Source organism: Microbacterium sp. che218 (assembly GCF_040436305.1).
GTDB classification, from domain to species: Bacteria; Actinomycetota; Actinomycetes; order Actinomycetales; family Microbacteriaceae; genus Microbacterium; species Microbacterium algihabitans.
In genome coordinates this window covers 235,976-258,079 of the sequence record NZ_AP031501.1, presented here as the reverse complement: position 1 = coordinate 258,079, position 22,104 = coordinate 235,976, and the positions used below count along the sequence as shown (strand labels likewise).

Sequence of the window (22,104 nt, the reverse complement as noted above, 5' to 3'; positions counted from 1 at the left end):
GCACCCGGGGCATTCGAGACGACGAGACTCAGCGCGCTGCGGAGCCCTCGACGTAGTCGGTGTCCTGCTGCTTCCACGCGAAGAGGCCGCGCAGCTCCTTGCCGGTCGCCTCGATGGGGTGACCCTGCTCCTTCTCGCGGAGCTCGAGGAACTCGGGGGCGCCCTTGTCCTGGTCGGCGATGAAGCGCTCGGCGAAGGCACCCGACTGGATGTCGCTGAGGACGGCCTTCATGCTGGCCTTGACGTCGGACGAGATGACGCGGGGGCCCGAGACGTAGTCGCCGTACTCGGCCGTGTCGGAGATCGACCAGCGCTGCTTGGCGATGCCGCCCTCCCACATGAGGTCGACGATGAGCTTGAGCTCGTGCAGCACCTCGAAGTAGGCGATCTGCGGCTGGTAGCCCGCCTCGACGAGGGTCTCGAAGCCGGCCTGCACGAGGTGGCTCATGCCACCGCAGAGCACGGCCTGCTCGCCGAACAGGTCGGTCTCGGTCTCTTCGGTGAAGGTCGTCTTGATGACGCCGGCGCGGGTGCCGCCGATGGCCTTCGCGTACGAGAGGGCGGTGTCCCAGGCCGAGCCCGAGGCGTCGCTCTCGACGGCGATGATGTCGGGGATGCCGCGGCCCGCGACGTACTCGCGACGCACGGTGTGACCGGGGGCCTTGGGGGCGACGAGGATCACGTCAACACCCTCGGGGGCGTCGATGTAGCCGAAGCGGATGTTGAAGCCGTGCGCGAAGGCGAGCGTCTTGCCTTCGGTGAGCTTGTCCTTGATCGAGTCGGCGAAGATCGAGCGCTGGTGCTGGTCGGGCGCCAGGATCATGATGAGGTCGGCCCACTCCGCGGCATCCGCGACGTTCTTGACCTCGAAGCCGTCTTCCTGCGCCTTGGCGGCCGACTTGGAGCCGTCCTTGAGCGCGATGACGACCTGGACGCCCGAATCGCGCAGGTTCTGCGCGTGGGCGTGACCCTGCGAGCCGTAGCCGACGATCGCGACCTTCTTGCCCTGGATGATCGAGAGGTCGGCGTCGTCGTCGTAGAAGATCTCTGCCATGAGGATGTTTCTCCTTGTGTGAAGTCCCCGAGCTTGTCGAAGGGACCGGGGGTTTGTGGACGTGTGAAGTTCGGGGTGTCGGGCCCTTCGACAGGCTCAGGGACCGACGGGTTCGGGGTGTCGGGCCCTTCGACAGGCTCAGGGACCGACGGGTTCAGCCGCGCAGGACCCGCTCGGTGATGCTCTTGCCGCCGCGGCCGACGGCGAGCAGGCCCGACTGCGCGAGCTCTTTTACGCCGAACGGCTCGATCGCCTTGAGGAAGGCGGCGACCTTGCCCGAGTCGCCGGTGATCTCGATCACGATGGCGTCGGGGGCGTAGTCGACGACCGACGCGCGGAACAGGTTGACGACCTCGAGCACGTTGGAGCGGCTCGCGTTGTCGGCGCGCACCTTCACGAGCACGTGCTCGCGCTGCACGGAGCTGGCGGCGTCGAGCTCGACGATCTTGATGACGTTGATGAGCTTGTTCAGCTGCTTGGTCACCTGCTCAAGCGGCAGACCCTCGACGTCGACGACGACCGTGATGCGCGACAGACCCGGCACCTCGGTGACGCCCACGGCGAGCGACTCGATGTTGAAGCCGCGACGGGCGAACAGGCCCGCGACGCGGGTCAGCAGACCCGGCTTGTCCTCGACGAGGAGGCTCAGAACGTGACGAGACATCTCAGTCCTCCTGCTCGTTGAAGGCGGGCGAGTGGTCGCGCGCGTACTGGACGTAGCTGTTGCTGACGCCCTGCGGCACCATCGGCCACACCATCGCGTCGGCGCTCACGACGAAGTCGATCACGACCGGGCGGTCGTTCGTGTCGAGGGCGAGCTGGATCGCCGCGTCGATCTCGTCTTCCTTCTCGACGCGGATCGCCAGGCATCCGTAGGCCTCGGCGAGCTTCACGAAGTCGGGGATGCGACGCGTGCCGTGTCCCGTGTTCAGGTCGGTGTTGGAGTGGCGGCCGTCGAAGAACAGCGTCTGCCACTGGCGCACCATGCCCAGCGAGGAGTTGTTGATGATCGCGACCTTGATCGGGATGTCGTTGATGACGCAGGTCGCGAGCTCCTGGTTGGTCATCTGGAAGCAGCCGTCACCGTCGATCGCCCAGACGGCGCGCTCGGGCTGGGCCACCTTGGCGCCCATGGCCGCCGGAACCGCGTAGCCCATGGTGCCGGCGCCGCCCGAGTTGAGCCACGCGTTCGGGCGCTCGTACTTGATGAACTGCGCCGCCCACATCTGGTGCTGGCCCACGCCCGAGGCGTAGACGCCCTCGGGACCGGTCATCTCGCCGATGCGCTGGATCACGTACTGCGGCGAGAGCAGCCCGTCGGTGGTCGGCGTGTATCCGAGCGGGAACTCCTCGCGGAGTCCGTTCAGGTAGGTCCACCACTCGGTGTAGTCGTGCGGGTTCTCGGCGTCGGCGGCCCGGAAAGCGGCGTCGAGGTCGACGAGCACGTCCTTGAGGTCGCCCACGATCGGCACGTCGGCCGTGCGGATCTTCGAGATCTCGGCGGGGTCGATGTCGACGTGCACCACCTGCGCGTTCGGGGCGAACAGCGCCGCCTTGCCGGTCACGCGGTCGTCGAAGCGGGCGCCGAGCGAGACCAGCAGGTCGCTCTCCTGCAGGGCGAGCACCGCGGGCACGGTGCCGTGCATGCCGGGCATGCCGAGGTGCTGCTCGTGCGAGTCGGGGAACGCGCCGCGGGCCATGAGCGTCGTGACCACCGGGGCACCAGTCGCCTCGGCCAGCACCTTCAGCTCGGCCGCAGCGTTGGCGCGGATCGTGCCGCCACCCACGTACAGCACGGGCTTCTTCGCGGTGGCGAGCAGCTGGGCCGCGGCCTGGATCTGCTTGCCGTGCGCCTTGGTGACCGGCCGGTAACCGGGCAACTCGATCTTGGGCGGCCAGACGAACGGCGCTTCGGCCTGCTGCGCGTCCTTGGTGATGTCGACGAGCACGGGGCCGGGGCGCCCGGTCGAGGCGATCTCGAAGGCTGCGGCGATCGCGCCGGGGATCTCGTCGGCCGACTTCACCAGGAACGAGTGCTTGGTGATCGGCATGGTGATGCCGACGATGTCGGCCTCCTGGAAGGCGTCCGTCCCCATGAGGGTCGAGAACACCTGGCCGGTGATGCAGACCAGCGGCACCGAGTCCATGTAGGCGTCGGCGATCGCGGTGACGAGGTTGGTCGCGCCGGGGCCCGACGTCGCGATGGCGACGCCGACCTTGCCCGAGGCGGCGGCGTAGCCCTCGGCCGCGTGACCGGCGCCCTGCTCGTGACGCACGAGGATGTGACGCACGTGCTCGTCGTCCATGAGCGGGTCGTAGACGGGCATGATCGCCCCGCCCGGCAGGCCGAACACGTCGGTGACGCCGAGCAGGTCGAGCGAGCGGACGACCGCCTGCGCTCCCGTCATCACGGGCGCAGCGGCGGCGCGGGCGGGCGGCCGGGGAATGGCTGCCGTGGAGGAATCGATGGACATGGGAGTACCTCGAGAACCGGGAGAAAGGTGAGAAGGGGGACGGCCGTCAGCCCGTGACAGCGCCCTCGGCGGCGGAGTGCACGAGCTTGGAGTACTTGGCCAGAACGCCACGGGTATAGCGCGGGGGAAGCGGTTCCCAGCCTTCGCGGCGGGAACTCAGCTCGGCGTCATCGACGATCAAGTCGAGAGTGCGAGCGGCGATATCGACCCGTATCAGATCACCATCGCGCACGAAGGCGATGGGACCTGCGTCCACCGCTTCGGGAGCTATGTGGCCGATGCACAGGCCGGTTGTGCCGCCTGAGAATCGTCCGTCCGTCAACAGTAGTACATCTTTTCCGAGGCCCGCGCCCTTGATGGCCGCGGTGATCGCGAGCATCTCGCGCATGCCGGGACCGCCCTTGGGGCCCTCGTAGCGGATGACCACGACGTCGCCGGCGGCGATCTCGCCCGCCTCGAGGGCGTCCATCGCCCCGCGCTCGCGCTCGAACACGCGGGCCGGACCCTCGAAGACGTTTCCGTCGAAGCCGGCCGACTTCACGACGGCACCCTCGGGGGCCATCGAGCCGTGCAGGATCGTGATGCCGCCGGTGGCGTGGATCGGGTCGTTGAACGAGTGGATGACCTTGCCGTCCACCGGATCGGGGTTCAGGTCGGCGAGGTTCTCGGCGAGGGTCTTGCCCGTGACGGTGAGCGCGTCGCCGTGCAGCAGGCCCTCGTCGAGCATGGCCTTCATGATCACCGGGATGCCGCCGTGGCGGTCGACATCGTTCATGACGTACTGGCCGAAGGGCTTCATGTCGGCCACGTGGGGCGTCTTGTCGCCGATGCGGTTGAAGTCGTGGAGGTTGAGCTCGACCTCGGCCTCGTTCGCGATGGCGAGCAGGTGCAGCACGACGTTGGTCGAGCCGCCGAGCGCCATGGCGAGGGCGATGGCGTTCTCGAACGCTTCTTTGGTGAGGATGTCGCGCGTGGTGATGCCCTGGCGCAGCAGGTTGACCACGGCCTCGCCCGAGCGGTGCGCGAAGTAGTCGCGGCGGCGGTCGGCCGAGGGCGGGGCGGCGGAGCCGGGGAGGCTGAGGCCGAGGGCCTCGGCCACGGATGCCATGGTGTTGGCGGTGTACATGCCACCGCACGCGCCCTCACCGGGGGCGATCGCGCACTCGATGCGCTTGAGGTCGGCCTCGCTCATTTTGCCCGCGAGGCACGCGCCCACGGCCTCGAACGAGTCGATGATCGTGACGTCCTTCTCGGTGCCGTCGCTGAGCTTGACCCAGCCCGGGGCGATTGAGCCGGCGTACAGGAAGACGCTCGAGAGGTCGAGGCGCGCGGATGCCATGAGCATTCCGGGGATCGACTTGTCGCAGCCCGCGAGCAGCACGGAGCCGTCGAGGCGCTCGGCCATCATGACGGTCTCGACGCTGTCGGCGATGACCTCGCGCGACACGAGCGAGAAGTGCATGCCCTCGTGGCCCATCGAGATGCCGTCGGAGACGGAGATGGTGCCGAACTGCAGCGGGTAGCCGCCGCCGGCGTGCACGCCCTCTTTCGCGCCCTGAGCGAGACGGTCGAGGCTGAGGTTGCAGGGGGTGATCTCGTTCCAGCTCGACGCGATGCCGATCTGGGGCTTATCCCAGTCCTCGTCACCCATGCCGACGGCGCGGAGCATTCCGCGCGACGTGGTGGCTTCGATGCCATCGGTGACGACGCGACTGCGGGGCTTGATGTCGAATTCGCCGGTGTTCGGATTCTGCGGTGCGGGCATTCTCGAAGTCTATTGCGCGGGTACGACACCCGTTGCTCCGCAGACCCGTGAACACTCGATTAATCGGCGCCGCCGGGTGCGCGGACGATCGGTCTACGAGATGTGGGCCCGGCGCAGTCGTTCCACGTTCTCGAGCACCTCGACGAACGCGTCGATGTCGGGGACCCGCAGCGTCGCGGCGGTCTCTCCCCCACCGATGCGCACGCCGAGGTCGCCCGGGCCGAGCGAGCCGAGGGCGTCTTCGTCGGTGACGTCGTCGCCCGCGAAGAGCACCGAGGTCGCGGAGACGCGTTCGCGCAGGTGCGCGACGGCGGAGTCCTTGCCCTCGTGGCGGAACGAGAACTCGAGGATGTCGTGCCCGGTGCGACGCCGCCACGACGGCGCCTCGGCGGCGAGCAGCTCGTCGGCCCTCTGCTGCGCGGCGGTCGAGGCCGCGGCATCCGCCGTGCGGGTGTGGATGCCGAGACCGAACTGCTTCGGCTCCACGCGCACCCCCGCCAGGTCGGCGACGGCGTCACGGATCTCGTCGGTCAGCCTGTCGCGCAGGGCGAGCTCGACGGCGTCGTCGGTCGACTCCCCCGCGCCCGTGCCGGGCTCCCACGACTCCGCGCCGTGCGAGCCCATGAGCCACCAGGGCGATGAGTCGTCGTGCTCGGCGATCTCGCGCAGGTCGGCGAGCGTGCGGCCCGACACCAGCGAGACAGTGGTGCGCGGCAGGGCGGCCAGAGCATCGAGGGCCGCACGCGCGTCCGGAGTCATCCGCGCCGACATCGGCTCGTCGACCAGCGGCGAGAGGGTGCCGTCGAAGTCGAGCGCGATCAGCAGGGTGTCGGTCGTGGCGACGGCCTCGATCGTGGCGTCGGCGGCGGTCACGCGGCATCCACCCCCCTGCGCGTATTCGGGGTGCTCACGAGTGCGGCGGTCATCCGGCGTCCGTCTCGTCGATGGGCTCGCGCTCGGGCGTCGAGCCGTCGTCGTCGCGGGTGATCTGCTCGGCGGCGGCGCGCGACGACTTCTCGTGGAACACCGAGAGCGCCTCGAGGAAGTCCTGCGACCAGTCCTCGACATCGTGGTCGCGCACGCGCTTACGCAGCGCCCGCATGCGACGCCCCTGCTCGGCGGCGGGCATGTCGATCGCCCGCATGATCTGGTCTTTCAGACCGTCGATGTCGTGCGGGTTGATGAGCAGCGCACTGCCCATCTCGTCGGCGGCACCGGCAAACTCGCTCAGCACGAGCACGCCGCGGTTGTCGATGCGACTGGCCACGTACTCCTTCGCCACGAGGTTCATGCCGTCGCGCAGGGCCGTGACCAGCATGACGTCGGCGGCGAGGAAGAGGGCGACCATCTCCTCGCGCGGATACGACTGGTGCAGGTAACGGATCGCGGTGTGCGTGGTCGTGTCGTAGTCGCCGTTGATGCGACCGACGGTCATCTCGATCTCGTCGCGCAGCTGCACGTACGCTTCGACGCGTTCGCGGCTGGGGCTGGCGACCTGCACGAGGGTCGCGTCCTCGACGCTCGCGCGTCCGTCCTCGAGCAGTTCGCCCCAGGCCTTCAGGCGGTGGCGGATGCCCTTGGTGTAGTCGAGTCGGTCGACGCCGAGGAGGATCTTGCGCGGGTTTCCGAGTCCCTCGCGGATCTCCTTGGCGCGCTGCTGGATCTCGGGCTTCTGCGCGAGCTCGATGTACGACTCGGCGTCGATCGAGATCGGGAACGCCTTCGCCAGGGCGACGCGGGTGCCGCCCTCGGCATCCGGAACGAGGATGCCGCTGGCCTTGGTCTCGTAGCGCAGCTGGCGGCGCACCGCGCGGGCGAAGTTGCCGGCATCCGCCACCCGCTGGAAACCGATCACGTCGGCGCCGAGCAGTCCCTCGAGCACCTGCTTGCGCCACGGGAGCTGCGCGTACAGCCCGTAGGCGGGGAACGGGATGTGGTGGAAATAGCCGATCGTGAGGTCGGGGCGCATCTCGCGGAGCATCTTCGGCACCAGCTGCAGCTGGTAGTCCTGCACCCACACGATGCCGCTGTCGGCGGTCACGTCGGCGGCGGCCTGGGCGAAGCGCTGGTTGACCTTGACGTAGGCGTCCCACCAGGCGCGCTTGTACGTGGGCTCGGCGATCACGTCGTGGTACAGCGGCCAGATCGTGTCGTTCGAGAAGCCCTCGTAGTACAGCTGCACGTCGGAGGCCGACAGGGTCACCGGAACGAGATGGGTGCCGTCGAAGTCGAAGGGGTCGACGGTGACGTCGGCCTGCCCGGCCCACCCCACCCACGCGCCCTCGGCGCTGCGCATGACGGGTTCGAGAGCGGTGACGAGACCGCCCGGTGAGCGTCTCCACCCCTCGCCGTCGGGGGTGCGATCGACGGGCAGACGGTTGGCGACGACGACGAAATCGGCCTGGGTCACAGGTCCTCCTCGGGGGATCGTCCTCAGGCTAACAGCGGGCCCGATCCGCGCACGGGGGTGGACGGGATGCGATACGTGCGTTCTCGAACGCGGTCGTGCGGCACTCCGCTGTCAAGGTGCGGCGCCGGATCACACCTGTCGATAGGTTGGGCGCATGCGGCAGTACATCTTCGGAACCGGTCTCCTCAGCGCCATCACCGGCGGCGTCACGCTCCTGCGCGGCCTCAAGAACGACGAGCCGTTCACGTGGCGCACCGCGCTGGCGTGGCTCAGCTGGGGAATCACTCTCGCCCTCGCCGTCGGCGCTGTGGTCGACACCCGTCGCGCACGCCGCGGTCGGGTCATCGCGGGCGACTCCCCTGTCCAGAAGAAGCAGGGCAAGCTCCTGAAGAAGCGCCTCACGCGCTGAGAGCTCCCCACCATCGGTTTCCGGATGCCGCGGCCTCGAGGTCGCGGCATCCGTTCGTTTCGGGCGGGCCCTAGCGGGTGAGGATCAGCGCGTCGCCCTGACCGCCGCCGCCGCACAGCGCCACCGCGGCCGTGCCGCCCCCGCGCCGCACCAGCTCGTGCACCGCGTGGACGACGAGCCGGTTGCCCGAGGCGCCGATCGGGTGACCGATCGCGATGCCACCACCGTGCGGGTTGACGACCTCGTCGGAGACGCCGAGCTCGGCCTGCGACCGCGCGACCACGGCCCCGAAGGCCTCGTTGATCTCGATGAGGTCGAGATCGGATGCCGAGATGCCCTGCTTCTCGAGCGCCTTCGCGACCGCGCGGGCGGGCTGGGCGTGCAGGGAGTTGTCGGGGCCGGCGACCTGACCCGACGCCCCGACCACGGCGAGGACGTCCCAGCCGCGCTCGTCGGCGATCGCGCGGGTGGTGACGACCACCGCCGAGGCGCCGTCGGAGATCTGCGAGGCGTTGCCCGCGGTGATCGAGCCGCCCTCGGCGAAGGCGGGACGCAGCTTCGCGAGCGTCTCGACCGTCGTGTCGGCGCGGATGCCCTCATCAGCACTGATGACAACCGGTCCCTGAGCCTGTCGCCGGGCGCCCTTCCGCTGCGGGATCGACACCGGCACGATCTCGGCGTCGAAGATCCCCTCGGCCTGAGCGGCGGCGGCGCGCTGGTGAGAGCGTGCGGCCACGGTGTCCTGGGCTTCGCGGGTGACCTCGTACCGGGCGTTCGCGCGCTCGGTCGAGGCGCCCATGCTCTCGCGGTCGTAGGCGTCGGTGAGGCCGTCGTACGCCATGTGGTCGAGCACCTCGACGGAACCGTAGGTGTATCCGTCGCGCGAGTTCATCAGCAGGTGCGGGGCGCGGGTCATCGACTCCATGCCCGCGGCGACGACCACCGTCGCATCGCCGAGGCGCAGCATGCGCGCGGCGTCGATGATCGCGGTGAGGCCCGACAGGCAGACCTTGTTGATGGTGGCGCTGTGCACGTCCCATCCGATGCCCGCTTCGATCGCGGCCTGGCGTGCGGCGTTCTGCCCCGCTCCGGCCTGGAGCACCTGCCCCACGAGCACGGCGTCGACGGCGTCGGCCGGGATGCCGCCGCGCTCGAGTGCCCCGCGGATGGCGGCAGCGCCCAGCTGCACGGCGGTGAGCGGGGCGAGCTGTCCCTTCAGGCGGCCCTGCGGGGTGCGGGCGGCGGCGACGATGACGACGTCGTTCTGTGCGCTCATGCGTGCTGCTCCTCAGCGAGTCGGACGGTCAAGGCGGGTTCGGTGGCGGCCCGCACCTCGTCGACGCTCACCCCGGGGGCGAGCTCGACGAGCACAAGGCCATCGTCCGTCACATCGATCACGGCGAGGTCGGTGATGATGCGGTCGACGACGCCGCGGCCGGTGAGCGGCAGCGAGCACTCGTCGACGATCTTCGGCGAGCCGTCTCGGGCGACGTGCTCCATCAGCACGATCACGCGGGCGGCGCCGTGGACGAGGTCCATCGCCCCGCCGGGGCCCTTCACCATCTTTCCGGGGATCATCCAGTTGGCGAGGTCTCCGGATGCCGACACCTGCATCGCCCCGAGGATGGCGGCGTCGATCTTGCCGCCGCGGATCATCCCGAAGCTCAGGGCCGAGTCGAAGAACGCCGACCCCGGGAGGGTGGTCACGGTCTCTTTACCGGCGTTGATGAGGTCGGCATCCACCGCGTCTTCGGTCGGGTAGGGACCGACGCCGAGGATGCCGTTCTCGGACTGGAGCACGACCGTCACCCCGTCGGGCACGTAGTTCGGGACCAGGGTGGGCAGGCCGATGCCGAGGTTGACGTAGGCGCCGTCGGCGAGCTCGCGAGCGGCGCGGGCGGCCATCTCGGTGCGGGACAGGGGCATGTCAGTTCTCCTCCGTGACGGTCGTGCGCGGTGCGAGGCGAGGTCCCTGAGCCTGTCGAGGTCCCTGAGCCTGTCGAGGTCCCTGAGCCTGTCGAAGGGACCGGGGGCCACGCGAGCAAGGTCCCTGAGCATGTCGAAGGGACCGGGCGCCGCGCGAGCAAGGTCCCTGATCGCGAGGTCCCTGAGCCTGTCGAAGGGACCGGGGGCAGCAGCTCTGCACCATCACCGGTTCCCCTCCCGAACAGTGCGCTTCTCGATGCGCTTGGGGATGTCGGGGCCGCCCTCGACGATGCGGTGCACGTACACGCCGGGCAGGTGCACGGCATCCGGGTCGAGCTCGCCGGGTTCGACGAGGTGCTCGACCTGCACGATGCAGATGCGTCCGGCCATCGCGGCGAGGGGGTTGAAGGCGCGCGCGGCTTTGCGGAAGACGAGGTTGCCGTGGCGGTCGCCCTTGTAGGCGTGCACGAGCGAGAAGTCGGTGGTGATGGCTTCTTCGAGCACGAACTCGCGCTGCTCGCCGTTCACGTCGAAGGTGCGCACGTCTTTGACCGGGGATGCCACGGCGATGCCGCCGGCGCCGTCGTAGCGACGCGGCAGGCCGCCCTCGGCGACCTGGGTGCCCACACCGGTCTGCGTGTAGAAAGCTGCGATGCCCGAGCCGCCGGCCCGGAGCTTCTCGGCGAGGGTGCCCTGCGGGGTGAGCTCGAGTTCGAGTTCGCCGGAGAGGAACTGCCGCTCGAACTCCTTGTTCTCGCCGACGTACGACGAGGTCATCTTGCGGATGCGACCGGCCCCGAGCAGGATGCCGAGCCCCCAGTCGTCGACGCCGCAGTTGTTCGAGACGACCGAGAGGTCGCGGGTCCCCTGGGCGAGCAGCGCCTCGATCAGGGCGATGGGGTTGCCCGAGAGGCCGAACCCGCCGACGGCGAGAGACGCCCCGTGGGGGATGTCGGCGACGGCCTCGGCGGCTGAGGCGACGGTCTTGTCGATCACGCGAACTCCTTCGTAGCGGCGTCCCTCCACCTTGCGGTGCGGCCGGATGCGGCCGCGAGTCGGTTCTTGTCATGTGGATGCCGCGGGGCGTAGCGTCCACATCGTGGACACACCGAACCCCAGCGTCGACGTCGCCGCGGCAGGCGCCCCCCACGCCGCACACGGATCTGCTCGGAAGGCGGGGACCCCCGTTCCGGGAGCGCAGGCGATCGCGCGCGCGGCGCACCTGCTGCGGCTGGTGACGGCGGCCGGTGACGCCGGTGCCTCGGTCGGAGACCTCGCCCACGACGCCGACCTGACTCGCCCGACCGCTCATCGCCTGCTCAGCGCGCTCCGCGCCGAGGGTCTCGTCGACCGCGAGGATGCGACCGGGCACTGGCTCCCGGGGCCGGAGCTCTACCTGATGGGCAGCGTCGCGGCATCCCGATTCGACATCACGGCGACCGCGCGCGATATCGTGCGCTCGCTCGCCGTGCGCACCGAGGAGAGTGCCTTCCTCTCGGTGCGGCGCGGCGACGAGACCGTCTGCCTCGTGCGCGAGGACGGCAGCTTCCCCATCCGCTCGTTCGTGCTCTCGGAGGGCATGAGGTTCCCCCTCGGCGTCGCGTCGGCGGGGCTGGCGATCCTCGCGTTCCTCCCGCCCCAGGATGTGGACGCCTACCTCGAGCGCCACCCGGAGCTCGTCGAGCGATGGGGAGCCTCCCACTCCCCCGCTCGACTGCGCGCGCGCATCGCCGACACGCAGGCCCGGGGCTACGCCGTGAACCCCGGCCTGATCGTCGAGGGCAGCTGGGGCGTGGGCGCCGCCGTCTTCACGCGCACCGGCGACCCGCAGTGGGCGCTGAGCCTGACCGGGGTCGAGTTCCGCTTCGTCGGTGAGCGACTCGCCGAACTCGGGCGGATCCTTCTGGCGCACGCCCACCAGCTGTCGACGCGGATCGCCGCGCGGTAGTCGCAGCACGCGAGACCCCCGCCGCACGCGGCATCCCCCATTTAGATACCAACGGTATATAACAGGGGTATACTTCTGTGTATGACCCGTGACGACGACCTCCAGCGCCTGCTGCTCGCGGTGCACGCGCTCACGCGTGTGGCCGCTCTCGACACGAACTCCGATGCGCCGGCGGCGCAGTGGCGCACGCTGACCCTGTTGCGCGACCACGGCCCGCAGCGCCTGGGCGACCTCGCGACGCTCAGCCGTGTCACGCAGCCGGGCATGACCCGGCTGATCCGGCAGATGGATGCCGCGGGGCTCGTCTCGCGCCGCAGTCATCCGGCCGACTCCCGCGTCAGCGTGGTGGCGGCGACGGAGGACGGTCTCGACGCCCTCGAGCGGTGGTACGAGCTCTTCCGTTCCGCTCTCGCGCCGCACGTCGCCGACCTGTCCGACGCGGAGTGGGAGGCCGTGCGCACGTCGGCCTCCGCCCTGTCGCGCCAGGTCGGGATGGCGCCCGTCGGGTCGAACGATTTCACCGAGAACCCGAACGACGATGCGCCCGCCTCGCGCGGCGCCGCGCGTCGTTCCGAAGAAGAAAGGGAGGTGGTCCGGTGAGCGCCGGTACCGCAGCTAACCCGGCCGAGAAGGCCCCCAGCGTCTGGAAACAGCCCGCACAAGTCTGGGCGGTCGCCTTCGCGTCGGTGGTGGCGTTCATGGGCATCGGGCTCGTCGATCCGATCCTCCCCGCGATCGCCGATTCGCTGCAGGCGAGCCCTGTGCAGACCGAACTGCTCTTCACCAGCTACCTCGTCGTGACCGGCCTCGCGATGCTCATCACCAGCTGGATCTCGAGCCGCATCGGCGCGAAGGCCACCCTGCTGGTCGGCCTCGGCCTGATCGTCGTGTTCGCGCTGTTCTGCGCGCTGAGCGGCAGCGTCGACGCCGTCATCGGCTTCCGCGCCGGGTGGGGTCTGGGCAACGCGCTGTTCATCTCGACGGCTCTCGCGACCATCGTCGGAGCAGCCTCGGGCGGCACGTCGTCGGCCATCATTCTGTACGAGGCCGCACTGGGCCTCGGTATCGCCGTGGGTCCGCTGCTGGGTGGCGTTCTCGGCGAGGTCAGCTGGCGCGGGCCGTTCTTCGGCGTCGTCGTGCTCATGGCGATCGCGTTCATCGCGGTGGCGGTCCTGCTGCGCGGACCGAAGCCCGAACGTACTCCCCTGCCCTTCAGCGCCCCCTTCCGCGCGCTGGGTCGGCCGGCCCTCGCGATCCTCGCGGCGACCGCGCTGTTCTACAACATCGGCTTCTTCACTCTGCTGGCGTTCTCGCCGTTCCCCCTCGGATTCGGAGCCATGGGCATCGGTCTCACCTTCTTCGGGTGGGGTCTGGGTCTGGCGATCACGAGCGTGTGGGTCGCGCCCCTGCTGCTGCGTCGGCTGCGGCTGACCACCGTGCTGCTGATCGCCCTTCCCCTGCTCGCGATCGACCTCGTGGTCGCCGCGTTCACGGTGGCGTCCGCGACAGCGCTCGTCGTCTGCATCATCGTGGGTGGTCTGGTGCTGGGTGTGGTCAACACCGCCCTCACCGAGGCCGTCATGGAGGCCACCGATCTGCCGCGCTCGGTCGCGTCGTCGGCGTACTCCGCCGTGCGCTTCCTCGGCGGCGCCGTCGCTCCGCCGCTCGCGGCGTGGCTGTGGCACGCCTATGGCGCCGACGTGCCGTACTTCATGGCCGCGGCATCGGTGTTCATCGCCGCCGCCTGCATCCTGTTCGGCCGCCGCCTGCTGGCCCACGTCGACGGCTCGCACCCCGACGCCGCCGACGAGGGTGCCGCCGTGCTGGTCGGAGACGCCGCGTAACGCCATCACTCCCCCGCGAAAACCTCTCGCACCACAGCCTGCGCGCCGGGTGCCGACATGACGATCGAGTAGTGATCGACATCCGGCACCCGGCGCGTCCCTGCGAGCTGCGGGAATCGCGCGCGGATGCCGTCGAGGTCGGGATACAGCGGAGGCACCTCGCCGAGCAGTCCCCGTTCGGCCGCGAGCAGCCGGGTCGGGCGGCGCAGGCGTTCGAGGGCTCCGGCGATCGCCTCGCCGGCGTTCTGATCGATGGAGTCGGCTTCGACCGTGGCGAACGTCGTCGCCGGGCGGAGCGCGGGTGGCTCCCCGACCAGGTCGTAGGCGAAGTAGGCGTCGAGCAACGGGTCTTCGCGCCCGACGAAGGCCGGATGCGCCCGCCAGAAGTCGCGGTACGCGCCCTCGCTCTCGAACCGCATGTCGAGCCGAGCCGCCGTCGGACCGAGCACGTGGCGCACGGCCGCGCGCGGGTCCATTCCGCGCGGCAAGGCCAGGGGCAGGCCGCCGTCGACGAGGACGATCCGCTCGACCCGCTCGGGGTGACGGTCGCCGAAAACCGCCGAGATGAATGCCCCCATCGAGTGCCCCACGACGACCACCCTCTCGACCCCGAGGGCATCCAGCACCGCGACCAGGTCGTCGGCGTGCTGCGCCAGCCCGGTCCGTCGCGGCGAGGCCGTACTGCGGCCCCGCCCGCGCAGATCGGGGGTGATCAACCGTGCCGAGGTCTGTTGCGCGACCCATGCCCACGCCAGGTGCGACGCGGTGACGCCGTGCACGAGCAGCCACGGGGTGCCCTCGGCATCCGGATGCCATTCCCCGACGCGCAGGGCCCCCTCTTCGACCGCGAGGTCATGGGTGACGTACGTGGCGGGCGAGGCGTTCTCGATCGGCATGGCGACATGGTGGCACGGGGGTCCGACATTGGTCCCCGTCCGGGCGCTCGGCTCAGCGGGCGGCGCGTTTTCCCATGTCTGCCACCCGCTCCTGGAGCGTCTCCCAGAGCTGTTCGAAGCGCGCGTTCCACGGCGTCGCGAACCCGCCGTCCTCCCACCGACGCCGCACGACGTCGAGAGTGACCCACTCCGACTCCAGCACTTCTTCCGGATCCGGCACCGGTACGGGCTCCCCGTCGACGCGCGCGACCCATAGGTCGAAGAGCGCCCGCTCCTCGATCACCCGCCCGACCAGCACGAGGTCGTCGCGGGCGACCTGCATCCCGGTCTCTTCGGCGAGCTCGCGCACCGCGCCGGTCCGGCTCGTCTCTCCGCGCAGGGCGCTCCCCGCCGGGAACTCCCATGCGAGCGGGTAGTCCTTGCCCTCGGCCCGTCGACTCATCAGCACCCGGCCGGTCGACGACACGAGGCAGACGGATGCCACGATGTGGAACGACCCGGCCGGCACCGGGCCGTCACCGCGTCGGTGGAGGGTGCCCGTGGGCGTGCCCTGGATATCGGTCACGTCCCACATCTCGTCGTCGGCCATGGTCCCATCCTTCCGCGCGCACGCCGCGGACGCGAGGTCCGCTCGCCGAGATCGTGGGCGATCCCCTCGCCCGCGGAAGACGGACCGGTCGAATCGCCCACCCGATCACTCGAACTCACCCGCCGCGCCCACAAGTCGGGCGGCGTCATCGGCCCGATACACGGCGCCGCTACGGTCCCGAACACCGAGTCGAACCCTGATCGCAAAGGCTGCCCATGCATCTGCCCTCCCCCGTTCCCCGCGTCGCGCGTTGGGTGGCCGCAGCGGCCACCGCCGCCGTCCTTGTCGTGGCCCCGCTGACCGCCGCCGGTGGCGCCGTCGCCGCATCGCCGAGTGAGACCCCCAAGCTCCACGTCGATGTGACGTGCAGGAGGGCGGTTCGACGGGAGGATGGACCTCGCTCGCGAGCCTCATGTTCCGTCTAGACGTGTACGGCGCCACCTGGTCGTACTACCCCGACTCCCTCTCGTTCCACGCCCATCAGGCGGTCGACCTCCACGACGACGCGAACGCGTACTTCGACGCCGACGGCAACCCCATCGGGTCGTGGCCCGATGGTGACACCGTCACCGTGACGGGCGCGACAGCGCGCGTGAGGTGAGCGGAGGCGGTGCGTCCGGGTACTGGTCCCCGGGCGCACCGCCTCCGCGTCATGTCAGCAGGTCTTGGAACACCATCGAGGTGCGCGTGCGCTCGATGCGGGGTGACATGCGGAGCGTCTCGATCGTCGACGAGACCTGCGCGCTCGTCGCCCCTTCGACCACGATCACCGCGTCGGCTGCCCCGCCACGGTGACGGCGAGGGCCACGATCGCCCGCGCGTCGAGAGGCCGTGTGGCGGTCTCGATCGTGAATCGCGTGATCGTCCCCTCGGAGTTCAGCGCCTCGATGCGACGCGTGACGGTCGAGGGGGCGGGCCGAGCTGTCGGGCGATGGCGGCGGCGCTCGCCCGGGAGTTGTCGCGCAACGCCGCGAGGATGAGATCGTCCGTGGTGGTCCTCTCCACGGATATCCGGATGCCGCGGCGCGGTGGACGATTCGTCCGAGCCGTCGCGGCGATGGGCGACATTCGACCACGCTCGGGCACATGGGCCCGTCAGTGCGGCGGCCCCGGGAGAGCGGGTGAACCCCCGACGCCACGGTCAAGGACGACGCGGGCGGTCCGCCGACGTGGTCACCCGATCGCGACGGCGGGACATCCTCCGAGAGAGTTCACCGTCAGATGAGGTCGAAGGGCATGTCGTCTTCGTCGTGCGTCCGCGGCGTCGGCCGGTCGACGCGTTGCGGCTCCGCAGAGGGGGAGCTCAGATGCACGGTCTCGACAGCGATCGTGGCCGATGTCGCGGAGGTGACGAGGATGCTCATCTTCCGCCCGTCGTCGGTGGTGACGGTGAGGAACCCACCCTGAGCGTGAACCGCCGAGAGGATCTGGCGACGCAGGTCGTCGGCGTTCTCGAGCGGCGCGAGCGCGTGCGTCACACCGTCGATGGTGACGTGTACTCGCTCTATAGAGTGCGCCATGGGATGAACGCTAGGCTGCGACGCTGCGGGTGGGGCCGGGGTTGTTCGGGGAGACCCCACGAGGGACACTACGTGGCCGACGCCGACGAACCGGTCAGTCGTATGCTCGCAGCGTGACCGATGCACCTATCGAAGAGTCCCCGCCTCGACGCTCGCGAGCTCAGCTCGAATCGTGGGTCCGTGAGTTCGAGGAGCAGGAACACTGCATCGCCGGGAAGATCACCATCCCGCCGCAAGAAGACAACGGCGTAGACGACACCGGTCTGGTCATCCTGAACCTGCGAAACGCGTCACCGTCCATCTACATGAGGCCGCGCGGATACGACGATCCGACCTGGGAGCTAACGGTCACCGAGCAGCCGACCGATCTCGCGCTGTCCGTACACGACATCGCCAGCCTGGCCGCGGAGCTCGTCATCGCGAGCAACCTGTGTACCTTCCTCCAGTACAAGTCCCTCGATTGGGATCGTCGAAGTGGCCAACACCGGGCGCCCGAGGGCGGTTCGCGGACGAGCCACGCCACGACGCGAAAGCCGGCAGCGGGCTAGGACTCGAGCGGGGCGTTCGTGGGGAGCGTTTCGCTGGCGCGCTTTCTCAGGTGCGGCGCTCGCCAATTCGGCGCTCTGACCGCGGCACACGTCGCGAGATGCTCGGGTTCGTGGTGAGTCCAGAGAACGGCCATTCCGTCACGCTGATCGACAAATGATCCGAGGGGTTCGGAATCGTCGTCGAAGGCGGTCCAGATACCGTCTGCCCCGCGCGACATGAAACCGAACAATCGATAAGTGCACGCGCCGAGAACGAAGTCGTCCTCGACTTTCTTCCACGTCGCCTGGGGCGGCGGTTTCGGCATTCCCCACATGTGGCCCCCCTTGCACCCGCGCCATTCCAGGCGAGAAAGGCCCCGCGAGCCGTTGTGCTGAGAATAGGCCATTGGCCGCCCTGAAAAGACGAAACGCCCCCGACGCCCCTGGGTATGGGACGCCGGGGTCGTTCGACGTGCTAACTGGCGCGCCGCTCCGACCGCTGGACCTGGCCATGAACGATGTCGGGGAGTTGCTGCCCGTTGACCGTGACACCGACCAACGCGATTCCGCGCAGATCGACGTCGCCGAACATGAACCTGCCGAGCTCTCGCTCGCGGTCCGTCAGTCCTGAGATGCTGCTCCAGCTGATGGGCTCGGATTCGTGCACAACGTGCCTCTTCTCTGCCCCCCGGTCGCCGAAGCTACCAGCGCACAGGGCGAGGTGGGAGGGGTTGCGCTGTCGTCCCCACCCACGCCGTGAAACGAGAAGATCCCCGGCCCTCCGAAGTGCTCGGAGAAACCGGGGATCTAGCTGGTGCACCCCCTGGGACTTGAACCCAGAACCCACTGATTAAGAGTCAGTTGCTCTGCCGATTGAGCTAGAGGTGCGTATCTTTCGGCCGGAGTTTCGCTCCCCGCGCCGAGGAATGACGTTACCAGGCGTGACGCGAGCACACCAAATCGGCTCAGCATCGCCGGTTATCCTGGGGCCGTGTCCCGCTCTGATCAGCCCGCCGCGTCCTCCCCCGACAGCACCCCCACCGGTGCCTTCGCCGACGACCTCGCCCTGGCCCTCCGCATCGCCGACGCCGCCGACGCGGTGGCGATGCAGCGCTTCGACGCGTCCGACCTGCGCATCGACACCAAGCCCGACCGCACGCACGTGACCGAGGCCGACCTCGCGACCGAGCGTGCGATCCGCCAGATCCTCGAGACCGAGCGCCCCGCCGACTCCGTGCTCGGTGAGGAGTACGGCACCTCGGGCGACACCGCGCGCCGCTGGGTGATCGACCCGATCGACGGCACGCACAACTACATGCGCGGAATCCCCGTCTGGGCGACCCTCATCGCCCTCACGGTCGACGGCGTGCCGCAGGTCGGCGTCGTCAGCCAGCCGGCCCTCGGCCGACGCTGGTGGGCAGCCACCGGTCAGGGCGCTTGGACCACCACGACGACCGGTGAGACCCGCCGCATCCACGTCTCGGCGATCGACGACGTCTCGGCCTCGAGCATCAGCTTCCAGAGCATCGAGCAGTGGGACGACGTCGACCTCCTCCCCACCCTCGAGAAGCTCGCTCGCGCGGTGTGGCGCGATCGCGGGTACGGCGACGCCCTCCCCTACATGTGGCTCGCCGAGGGGCGTCTCGAGCTCGTCGCGGAGTTCGGCGTCAAGGAGTACGACATCGCCGCGATCGCCCCGATCGTGCGCGAGGCCGGCGGGACCTTCAGCGCGTTCGACGGGTCCGACCGTCTCGACGCCGAGTCGTCGCTGGCGACCAACGGCGTGCTGCACGACGCCTTCCTCGACCTGCTGCACGAGGACGACGCCCGATGACCCGCCGCGCACCGCACGCCGCGGCGATCACCGCCCTGGCCGTCGCCACCGCCCTCGCTCTGGCGGGGTGCTCGGCATCCGGCGCCCCCGAGACCGCGCCCAGCGTCGCCGCCACCGCGAGCGGACCGGCGGTCGACGGCAGCGCGCCTACCGACTCGCCGGAGCCCGAAGACGAACCCTCGATCGCACCGACCTGCGAGAACATCATTCCCAAGACTCTGGTCGACAACTTCACAAGCGTCGGGTGGACATCGCAGGAGGATCAACTCCGCGTCGGCGCGACGCCGCTCGACGGCGGCATCCAGTGCAAGTGGGGCGACCAGAGCATCGCGTCCGACCGCGTGCAGATCTTCGGCTGGGCACCCATCGACGACTCGACCGCCGCCCAGGCCGTGAGCGACCTCACCGCGGCCGGCTGGAAGGTCGAGAAGGACTCCGACGGCACGTACGTCACCGAGAACCCCGACTGGCTGAACGGACGCGGCGTCGACGGCTACGGCCTCACCTACCTCTTCGGCGACGGCTTCGTGAAGTTCGCCGACACCCGCCAAAGCCTCCTGCTGGTCGACAGCCCGCGCGCGTCCTGAGCCACCGGCATCCGGAGAAGAAGATCCCGGATGCCGAGACCTCACCTCATGCGAGGCTCGGGACTCACCGGTACGGGTTCGTCGCCCCGGCGTCGCGCGCTGCAGAGAATCCCTCGTCCCACGCGTCGCCGCGCGCCTCGACGTCGCGCCAGAGCGCGTCGGCCTGCAATACGCGCTGCGCGAAGGCGACCCAGGCGGTCCACTGCGCCGTGATCTCGACCGGCTCCGCGTCGGAGGCGCCCCGTGCCGTCGCCGTCCACGTCTCGGCATCCGGCGTCGGCAGCAGGTGGAACGGACCGACGTCGATGCGCCGCGCGCGAGGATCAGGCATCCCTCGACGCTAGACGCACCGCCCGGCGTCGCGCCACGATCCGCTCGCGTAGGCTCGAGGATCGTGGCTATCGGCTCGACCATTCACACCTTCACGGTGCAACTCTCCGACGTCGACCGCGGTGTCTACGACGAACTGCAGCTGCGCGTGGCTCGTCATCCGTCTGAGACCGCTCCGTACATGCTGACGCGCGTGCTCGCGTACTGCCTCGAGTACGAAGAGGGCATCGGCTTCAGCGAGGGCGTCGCCGCGACCGACGAGCCCGCCGTGATGGTGCGCGACCTGACCGGCGCCCTGGTGGCGTGGGTCGAGGTCGGGGCTCCGGATGCCGCGCGCCTGCACACCGGCAGCATGAAGGCCGAGCGCGTCGCGATCTACACGCACCGAGACCCCGAGAAGGTCGCCGCCCCGTGGGCCGGCAAGCGCATCCACCGCGCCGACGAGGTGCTGCTGCACAGCTTCGAGCCCGGGTTCGTCGAGAAGCTCGCGGATGCCATCGAGCGCCGCAACACCGCCACCCTCACCCGCACCGAGGGCCGCATCTACCTCGAGCTCAACGGCGTCTCGGGCGAGACCGACGTCTTCACGCGCACCGCCGGCTGAGCCTGCACAGAAACCAAGAAAGCCCCCACCCTCGCCGAAACGGGCGAAGATGGGGGCTTTCTCACGTGACGATGGTTCGTGGAGCTGGGGGGAATCGAACCCCCGTCCAACGCTGGGTCTCCGCGTTTTCTCCGGGCGCAGTCTGTGCAGACGTTCTACTCGGCTCCGACCTTTGTCACAGACACCTAAGTCGACAAGCCCAGCCTGGGAAAAGTCCCGCGTGACGTCCAGACGCCGTCACACAGCAAGACCCCTAAATGACGCCAGATTCCGTGGCGGGGTCGCACACGGCCTGACGGACTATCGGGCTCGCTTACGCAGCGAGGGCGAAGTCAGTGCGCTTAGCATTGGCACTTATTGTTTTGCAGGGAGCGTTTACGAGATAACCCCACATCCTCGGCCCGCTTCTCGCGGGTTCGCAGGCGCTGTCGAAACCGATCAGCCCCGGGAACTCCGTGAAGGAGCGACCATCGTCACGCTGTTGAGTTACCACCTCGGGGCCGAAGCACCCGAGCGTCCCAGTCTATAACGGATCGCGTGGCCCGGTGATTCCCGCCGTCGCACGGGAAGCGGAAAGGTGGCTGAGCCTGTCGAAGCCACCGGGACACCGCGGGTACCTCCGGAAGGTGGCTGAGCCTGTCGAAGCCACCGGCACGCCGCGGGTACCTCCGGAAGGTGGCTGAGCCTGTCGAAGCCACCGGCACACCGCGGGTACCGGTCCCTTCGACAAGCTCAGGGACCTGGGGGCGAGGTGGCTGAGCCTGTCGAAGCCACCGGGACATCGCGGGTACCGGTCCCTTCGACAAGCTCAGGGACCTGGGGGGCGAGGTGGCTGAGCCCGTCGAAGCCACCGGCACACCGCGGGTACCTCCGGAAGGTGGCTGAGCCTGTCGAAGCCACCGCGACGCCGCGGGTGCCTCAAGAAGGTGGCTGAGCCTGTCTAAGCCACCGGAACACCGCGGGTACCTCCGGAAGGTGGCTGAGCCTGTCGAAGCCACCGGAACATCGTCGGTACCGGTCCCTTCGACAAGCTCAGGGACCTGGGGGGCGAGGTGGCTGAGCCTGTCGAAGCCACCGGCACACCGCGGGTACCTCGGGAAGATGGCTGAGCCTGTCGAAGCCACCGCGACGCCGCGGGTACCGGTCCCTTCGACAAGCTCAGGGACCTGGGGGGCGAGGTGGCTGAGCCTGTCGAAGCCACCGGGACATCGCGGGTACCGGTCCCTTCGACGAGCTCAGGGACCTGGGGGGCGAGGTGGCTGAGCCTGTCGAAGCCACCGGGACGCCGCGGGTACCTCCGGAAGGTGGCTGAGCCTGTCGAAGCCACCGCGACATCGCGGGTACCTCCGGAAGGTGGCTGAGCCTGTCGAAGCCACCGGCACGCCGC

At 69.5% G+C, this 22,104-nt stretch carries 22 protein-coding genes, 1 tRNA gene, 1 other RNA gene and 1 pseudogene; 9 read left to right on the top strand and 16 right to left on the bottom strand.

The features are described from left to right. Nucleotides 1–28: 28 nt before the first annotated feature. The 6 genes and pseudogenes from ilvC to otsA all read right to left on the bottom strand — a co-directional run. A pseudogene (gene ilvC, locus ABXS86_RS01140) lies at nucleotides 29–1,075 on the bottom strand (ketol-acid reductoisomerase); the annotation flags it as partial. Between the two features lie 133 nt (nucleotides 1,076–1,208). Beyond that, entirely contained in the window at nucleotides 1,209–1,718 is a 510-nt protein-coding gene (gene ilvN / locus ABXS86_RS01135) for an acetolactate synthase small subunit (protein ID WP_144834820.1), read from the bottom strand. A 1-nt stretch (nucleotide 1,719) separates the two neighbouring features. Beyond that, a complete protein-coding gene (locus ABXS86_RS01130) occupies nucleotides 1,720–3,528 on the bottom strand; it encodes an acetolactate synthase large subunit (protein WP_154096454.1) in 1,809 nt (602 codons plus the stop codon). A 46-nt stretch (nucleotides 3,529–3,574) separates the two neighbouring features. Beyond that, nucleotides 3,575–5,293, bottom strand: coding sequence for a dihydroxy-acid dehydratase (gene ilvD / locus ABXS86_RS01125; RefSeq protein WP_144834816.1), 1,719 nt, complete (start codon nucleotides 5,291–5,293; stop codon nucleotides 3,575–3,577). A gap of 93 nt (nucleotides 5,294–5,386) precedes the next feature. Then, nucleotides 5,387–6,166 (bottom strand): trehalose-phosphatase, encoded by a 780-nt coding sequence (otsB, locus tag ABXS86_RS01120; protein WP_353665356.1) that lies wholly within the window; start codon nucleotides 6,164–6,166, stop codon nucleotides 5,387–5,389. Nucleotides 6,167–6,215: 49 nt separating this feature from the next. Continuing rightward, complete coding sequence (gene otsA / locus ABXS86_RS01115) at nucleotides 6,216–7,703, bottom strand: alpha,alpha-trehalose-phosphate synthase (UDP-forming) (RefSeq protein WP_307211655.1); 1,488 nt, start codon at nucleotides 7,701–7,703, stop codon at nucleotides 6,216–6,218. Between the two features lie 154 nt (nucleotides 7,704–7,857). On the opposite strand from otsA, the gene ABXS86_RS01110 reads away from it, so the two are divergent. After that, complete coding sequence (locus ABXS86_RS01110; protein ID WP_307211659.1) at nucleotides 7,858–8,112, top strand: hypothetical protein; 255 nt, start codon at nucleotides 7,858–7,860, stop codon at nucleotides 8,110–8,112. A gap of 70 nt (nucleotides 8,113–8,182) precedes the next feature. On the opposite strand, the gene ABXS86_RS01105 is transcribed toward ABXS86_RS01110, so the two are convergent. The 3 genes from ABXS86_RS01105 to ABXS86_RS01095 form a co-directional block, all read right to left on the bottom strand. Beyond that, a complete protein-coding gene (locus ABXS86_RS01105) occupies nucleotides 8,183–9,388 on the bottom strand; it encodes an acetyl-CoA C-acetyltransferase (RefSeq protein ID WP_353665355.1) in 1,206 nt (401 codons plus the stop codon). Then, nucleotides 9,385–10,038, bottom strand: coding sequence for a CoA transferase subunit B (locus ABXS86_RS01100; protein WP_307211662.1), 654 nt, complete (start codon nucleotides 10,036–10,038; stop codon nucleotides 9,385–9,387). Before ABXS86_RS01100 ends, ABXS86_RS01105 begins: the two co-directional genes overlap by 4 nt. A 222-nt stretch (nucleotides 10,039–10,260) precedes the next feature. Next, the gene (locus tag ABXS86_RS01095) at nucleotides 10,261–11,034 is read right to left on the bottom strand and encodes a CoA transferase subunit A (protein WP_353665354.1); all 774 of its coding nucleotides are present in this window, start codon (nucleotides 11,032–11,034) and stop codon (nucleotides 10,261–10,263) included. Nucleotides 11,035–11,137: 103 nt separating this feature from the next. On the opposite strand from ABXS86_RS01095, the gene ABXS86_RS01090 reads away from it, so the two are divergent. The 3 genes from ABXS86_RS01090 (at nucleotide 11,138) to ABXS86_RS01080 (ending at nucleotide 13,830) form a co-directional block, all read left to right on the top strand. After that, nucleotides 11,138–11,986, top strand: coding sequence for an IclR family transcriptional regulator (locus ABXS86_RS01090; RefSeq protein ID WP_409988230.1), 849 nt, complete (start codon nucleotides 11,138–11,140; stop codon nucleotides 11,984–11,986). Nucleotides 11,987–12,067: 81 nt separating this feature from the next. After that, nucleotides 12,068–12,586: a MarR family winged helix-turn-helix transcriptional regulator gene (locus ABXS86_RS01085; RefSeq protein WP_353665353.1), complete on the top strand. Its 519-nt coding sequence runs from the start codon at nucleotides 12,068–12,070 to the stop codon at nucleotides 12,584–12,586. Continuing rightward, complete coding sequence (locus tag ABXS86_RS01080; RefSeq protein ID WP_353665352.1) at nucleotides 12,583–13,830, top strand: MFS transporter; 1,248 nt, start codon at nucleotides 12,583–12,585, stop codon at nucleotides 13,828–13,830. Before ABXS86_RS01085 ends, ABXS86_RS01080 begins: the two co-directional genes overlap by 4 nt. 5 nt (nucleotides 13,831–13,835) lie before the next feature. Here ABXS86_RS01080 and ABXS86_RS01075 read toward each other — a convergent pair whose 3' ends face one another. Further along, nucleotides 13,836–14,726: an alpha/beta fold hydrolase gene (locus ABXS86_RS01075; protein WP_353665351.1), complete on the bottom strand. Its 891-nt coding sequence runs from the start codon at nucleotides 14,724–14,726 to the stop codon at nucleotides 13,836–13,838. Between the two features lie 52 nt (nucleotides 14,727–14,778). Next, nucleotides 14,779–15,315 carry an NUDIX hydrolase gene (locus ABXS86_RS01070; protein WP_307211673.1) on the bottom strand — a complete coding sequence of 179 codons (537 nt, stop codon included), beginning with the start codon at nucleotides 15,313–15,315 and terminating at the stop codon, nucleotides 14,779–14,781. 427 nt (nucleotides 15,316–15,742) lie between these two features. Between ABXS86_RS01070 and ABXS86_RS01065 the strand changes: the two genes are divergently transcribed. Next, complete coding sequence (locus ABXS86_RS01065; RefSeq protein WP_353665350.1) at nucleotides 15,743–15,916, top strand: hypothetical protein; 174 nt, start codon at nucleotides 15,743–15,745, stop codon at nucleotides 15,914–15,916. Between the two features lie 616 nt (nucleotides 15,917–16,532). On the opposite strand, the gene ABXS86_RS01060 is transcribed toward ABXS86_RS01065, so the two are convergent. After that, nucleotides 16,533–16,835, bottom strand: a complete 303-nt coding sequence (locus tag ABXS86_RS01060) for a hypothetical protein (protein ID WP_353665349.1) — start codon at nucleotides 16,833–16,835, stop codon at nucleotides 16,533–16,535. A 113-nt stretch (nucleotides 16,836–16,948) separates the two neighbouring features. Between ABXS86_RS01060 and ABXS86_RS01055 the strand changes: the two genes are divergently transcribed. Continuing rightward, on the top strand, nucleotides 16,949–17,383 hold the full coding sequence (locus ABXS86_RS01055; RefSeq protein WP_307211683.1) for a hypothetical protein: 435 nt from the start codon (nucleotides 16,949–16,951) through the stop codon (nucleotides 17,381–17,383). Between the two features lie 454 nt (nucleotides 17,384–17,837). On the opposite strand, the gene ABXS86_RS01050 is transcribed toward ABXS86_RS01055, so the two are convergent. Then, nucleotides 17,838–18,029 (bottom strand): hypothetical protein, encoded by a 192-nt coding sequence (locus ABXS86_RS01050; protein ID WP_307211685.1) that lies wholly within the window; start codon nucleotides 18,027–18,029, stop codon nucleotides 17,838–17,840. Nucleotides 18,030–18,174: 145 nt separating this feature from the next. Next, nucleotides 18,175–18,250 (bottom strand) — tRNA-Lys (locus ABXS86_RS01045). 103 nt (nucleotides 18,251–18,353) lie between these two features. Between ABXS86_RS01045 and ABXS86_RS01040 the strand changes: the two genes are divergently transcribed. After that, nucleotides 18,354–19,196, top strand: coding sequence for an inositol monophosphatase family protein (locus ABXS86_RS01040; RefSeq protein WP_409988229.1), 843 nt, complete (start codon nucleotides 18,354–18,356; stop codon nucleotides 19,194–19,196). Continuing rightward, entirely contained in the window at nucleotides 19,193–19,783 is a 591-nt protein-coding gene (locus tag ABXS86_RS01035; RefSeq protein ID WP_353665348.1) for a hypothetical protein, read from the top strand. Before ABXS86_RS01040 ends, ABXS86_RS01035 begins: the two co-directional genes overlap by 4 nt. A gap of 64 nt (nucleotides 19,784–19,847) precedes the next feature. Here the strand turns inward: ABXS86_RS01035 and ABXS86_RS01030 are convergent, their stop codons facing one another. Further along, nucleotides 19,848–20,114: a hypothetical protein gene (locus ABXS86_RS01030; protein ID WP_353665347.1), complete on the bottom strand. Its 267-nt coding sequence runs from the start codon at nucleotides 20,112–20,114 to the stop codon at nucleotides 19,848–19,850. A gap of 63 nt (nucleotides 20,115–20,177) precedes the next feature. On the opposite strand from ABXS86_RS01030, the gene ABXS86_RS01025 reads away from it, so the two are divergent. Beyond that, nucleotides 20,178–20,717, top strand: coding sequence for a YaeQ family protein (locus tag ABXS86_RS01025; protein WP_307211878.1), 540 nt, complete (start codon nucleotides 20,178–20,180; stop codon nucleotides 20,715–20,717). Between the two features lie 76 nt (nucleotides 20,718–20,793). Here ABXS86_RS01025 and ssrA read toward each other — a convergent pair. Next, nucleotides 20,794–21,163: a transfer-messenger RNA gene (ssrA, locus tag ABXS86_RS01020) on the bottom strand. Between the last annotated feature and the right edge of the window lie 941 nt (nucleotides 21,164–22,104).

Bases quoted from the DNA above. Each gene is read 5' to 3' on its own strand.
- ilvN (WP_144834820.1), bottom strand. From the start codon at position 1,718: ATGTCTCGTCACGTTCTGAGCCTCCTCGTCGAGGACAAGCCGGGTCTG.
- ABXS86_RS01130 (WP_154096454.1), bottom strand. From the start codon at position 3,528: ATGTCCATCGATTCCTCCACGGCAGCCATTCCCCGGCCGCCCGCCCGC.
- ilvD (WP_144834816.1), bottom strand. From the start codon at position 5,293: ATGCCCGCACCGCAGAATCCGAACACCGGCGAATTCGACATCAAGCCC.
- ABXS86_RS01110 (WP_307211659.1), top strand. From the start codon at position 7,858: ATGCGGCAGTACATCTTCGGAACCGGTCTCCTCAGCGCCATCACCGGC.
- ABXS86_RS01105 (WP_353665355.1), bottom strand. From the start codon at position 9,388: ATGAGCGCACAGAACGACGTCGTCATCGTCGCCGCCGCCCGCACCCCG.
- ABXS86_RS01100 (WP_307211662.1), bottom strand. From the start codon at position 10,038: ATGCCCCTGTCCCGCACCGAGATGGCCGCCCGCGCCGCTCGCGAGCTC.
- ABXS86_RS01085 (WP_353665353.1), top strand. From the start codon at position 12,068: ATGACCCGTGACGACGACCTCCAGCGCCTGCTGCTCGCGGTGCACGCG.
- ABXS86_RS01075 (WP_353665351.1), bottom strand. From the start codon at position 14,726: ATGCCGATCGAGAACGCCTCGCCCGCCACGTACGTCACCCATGACCTC.
- ABXS86_RS01070 (WP_307211673.1), bottom strand. From the start codon at position 15,315: ATGGCCGACGACGAGATGTGGGACGTGACCGATATCCAGGGCACGCCC.
- ABXS86_RS01060 (WP_353665349.1), bottom strand. From the start codon at position 16,835: ATGGCGCACTCTATAGAGCGAGTACACGTCACCATCGACGGTGTGACG.
- ABXS86_RS01035 (WP_353665348.1), top strand. From the start codon at position 19,193: ATGACCCGCCGCGCACCGCACGCCGCGGCGATCACCGCCCTGGCCGTC.
- ABXS86_RS01030 (WP_353665347.1), bottom strand. From the start codon at position 20,114: ATGCCTGATCCTCGCGCGCGGCGCATCGACGTCGGTCCGTTCCACCTG.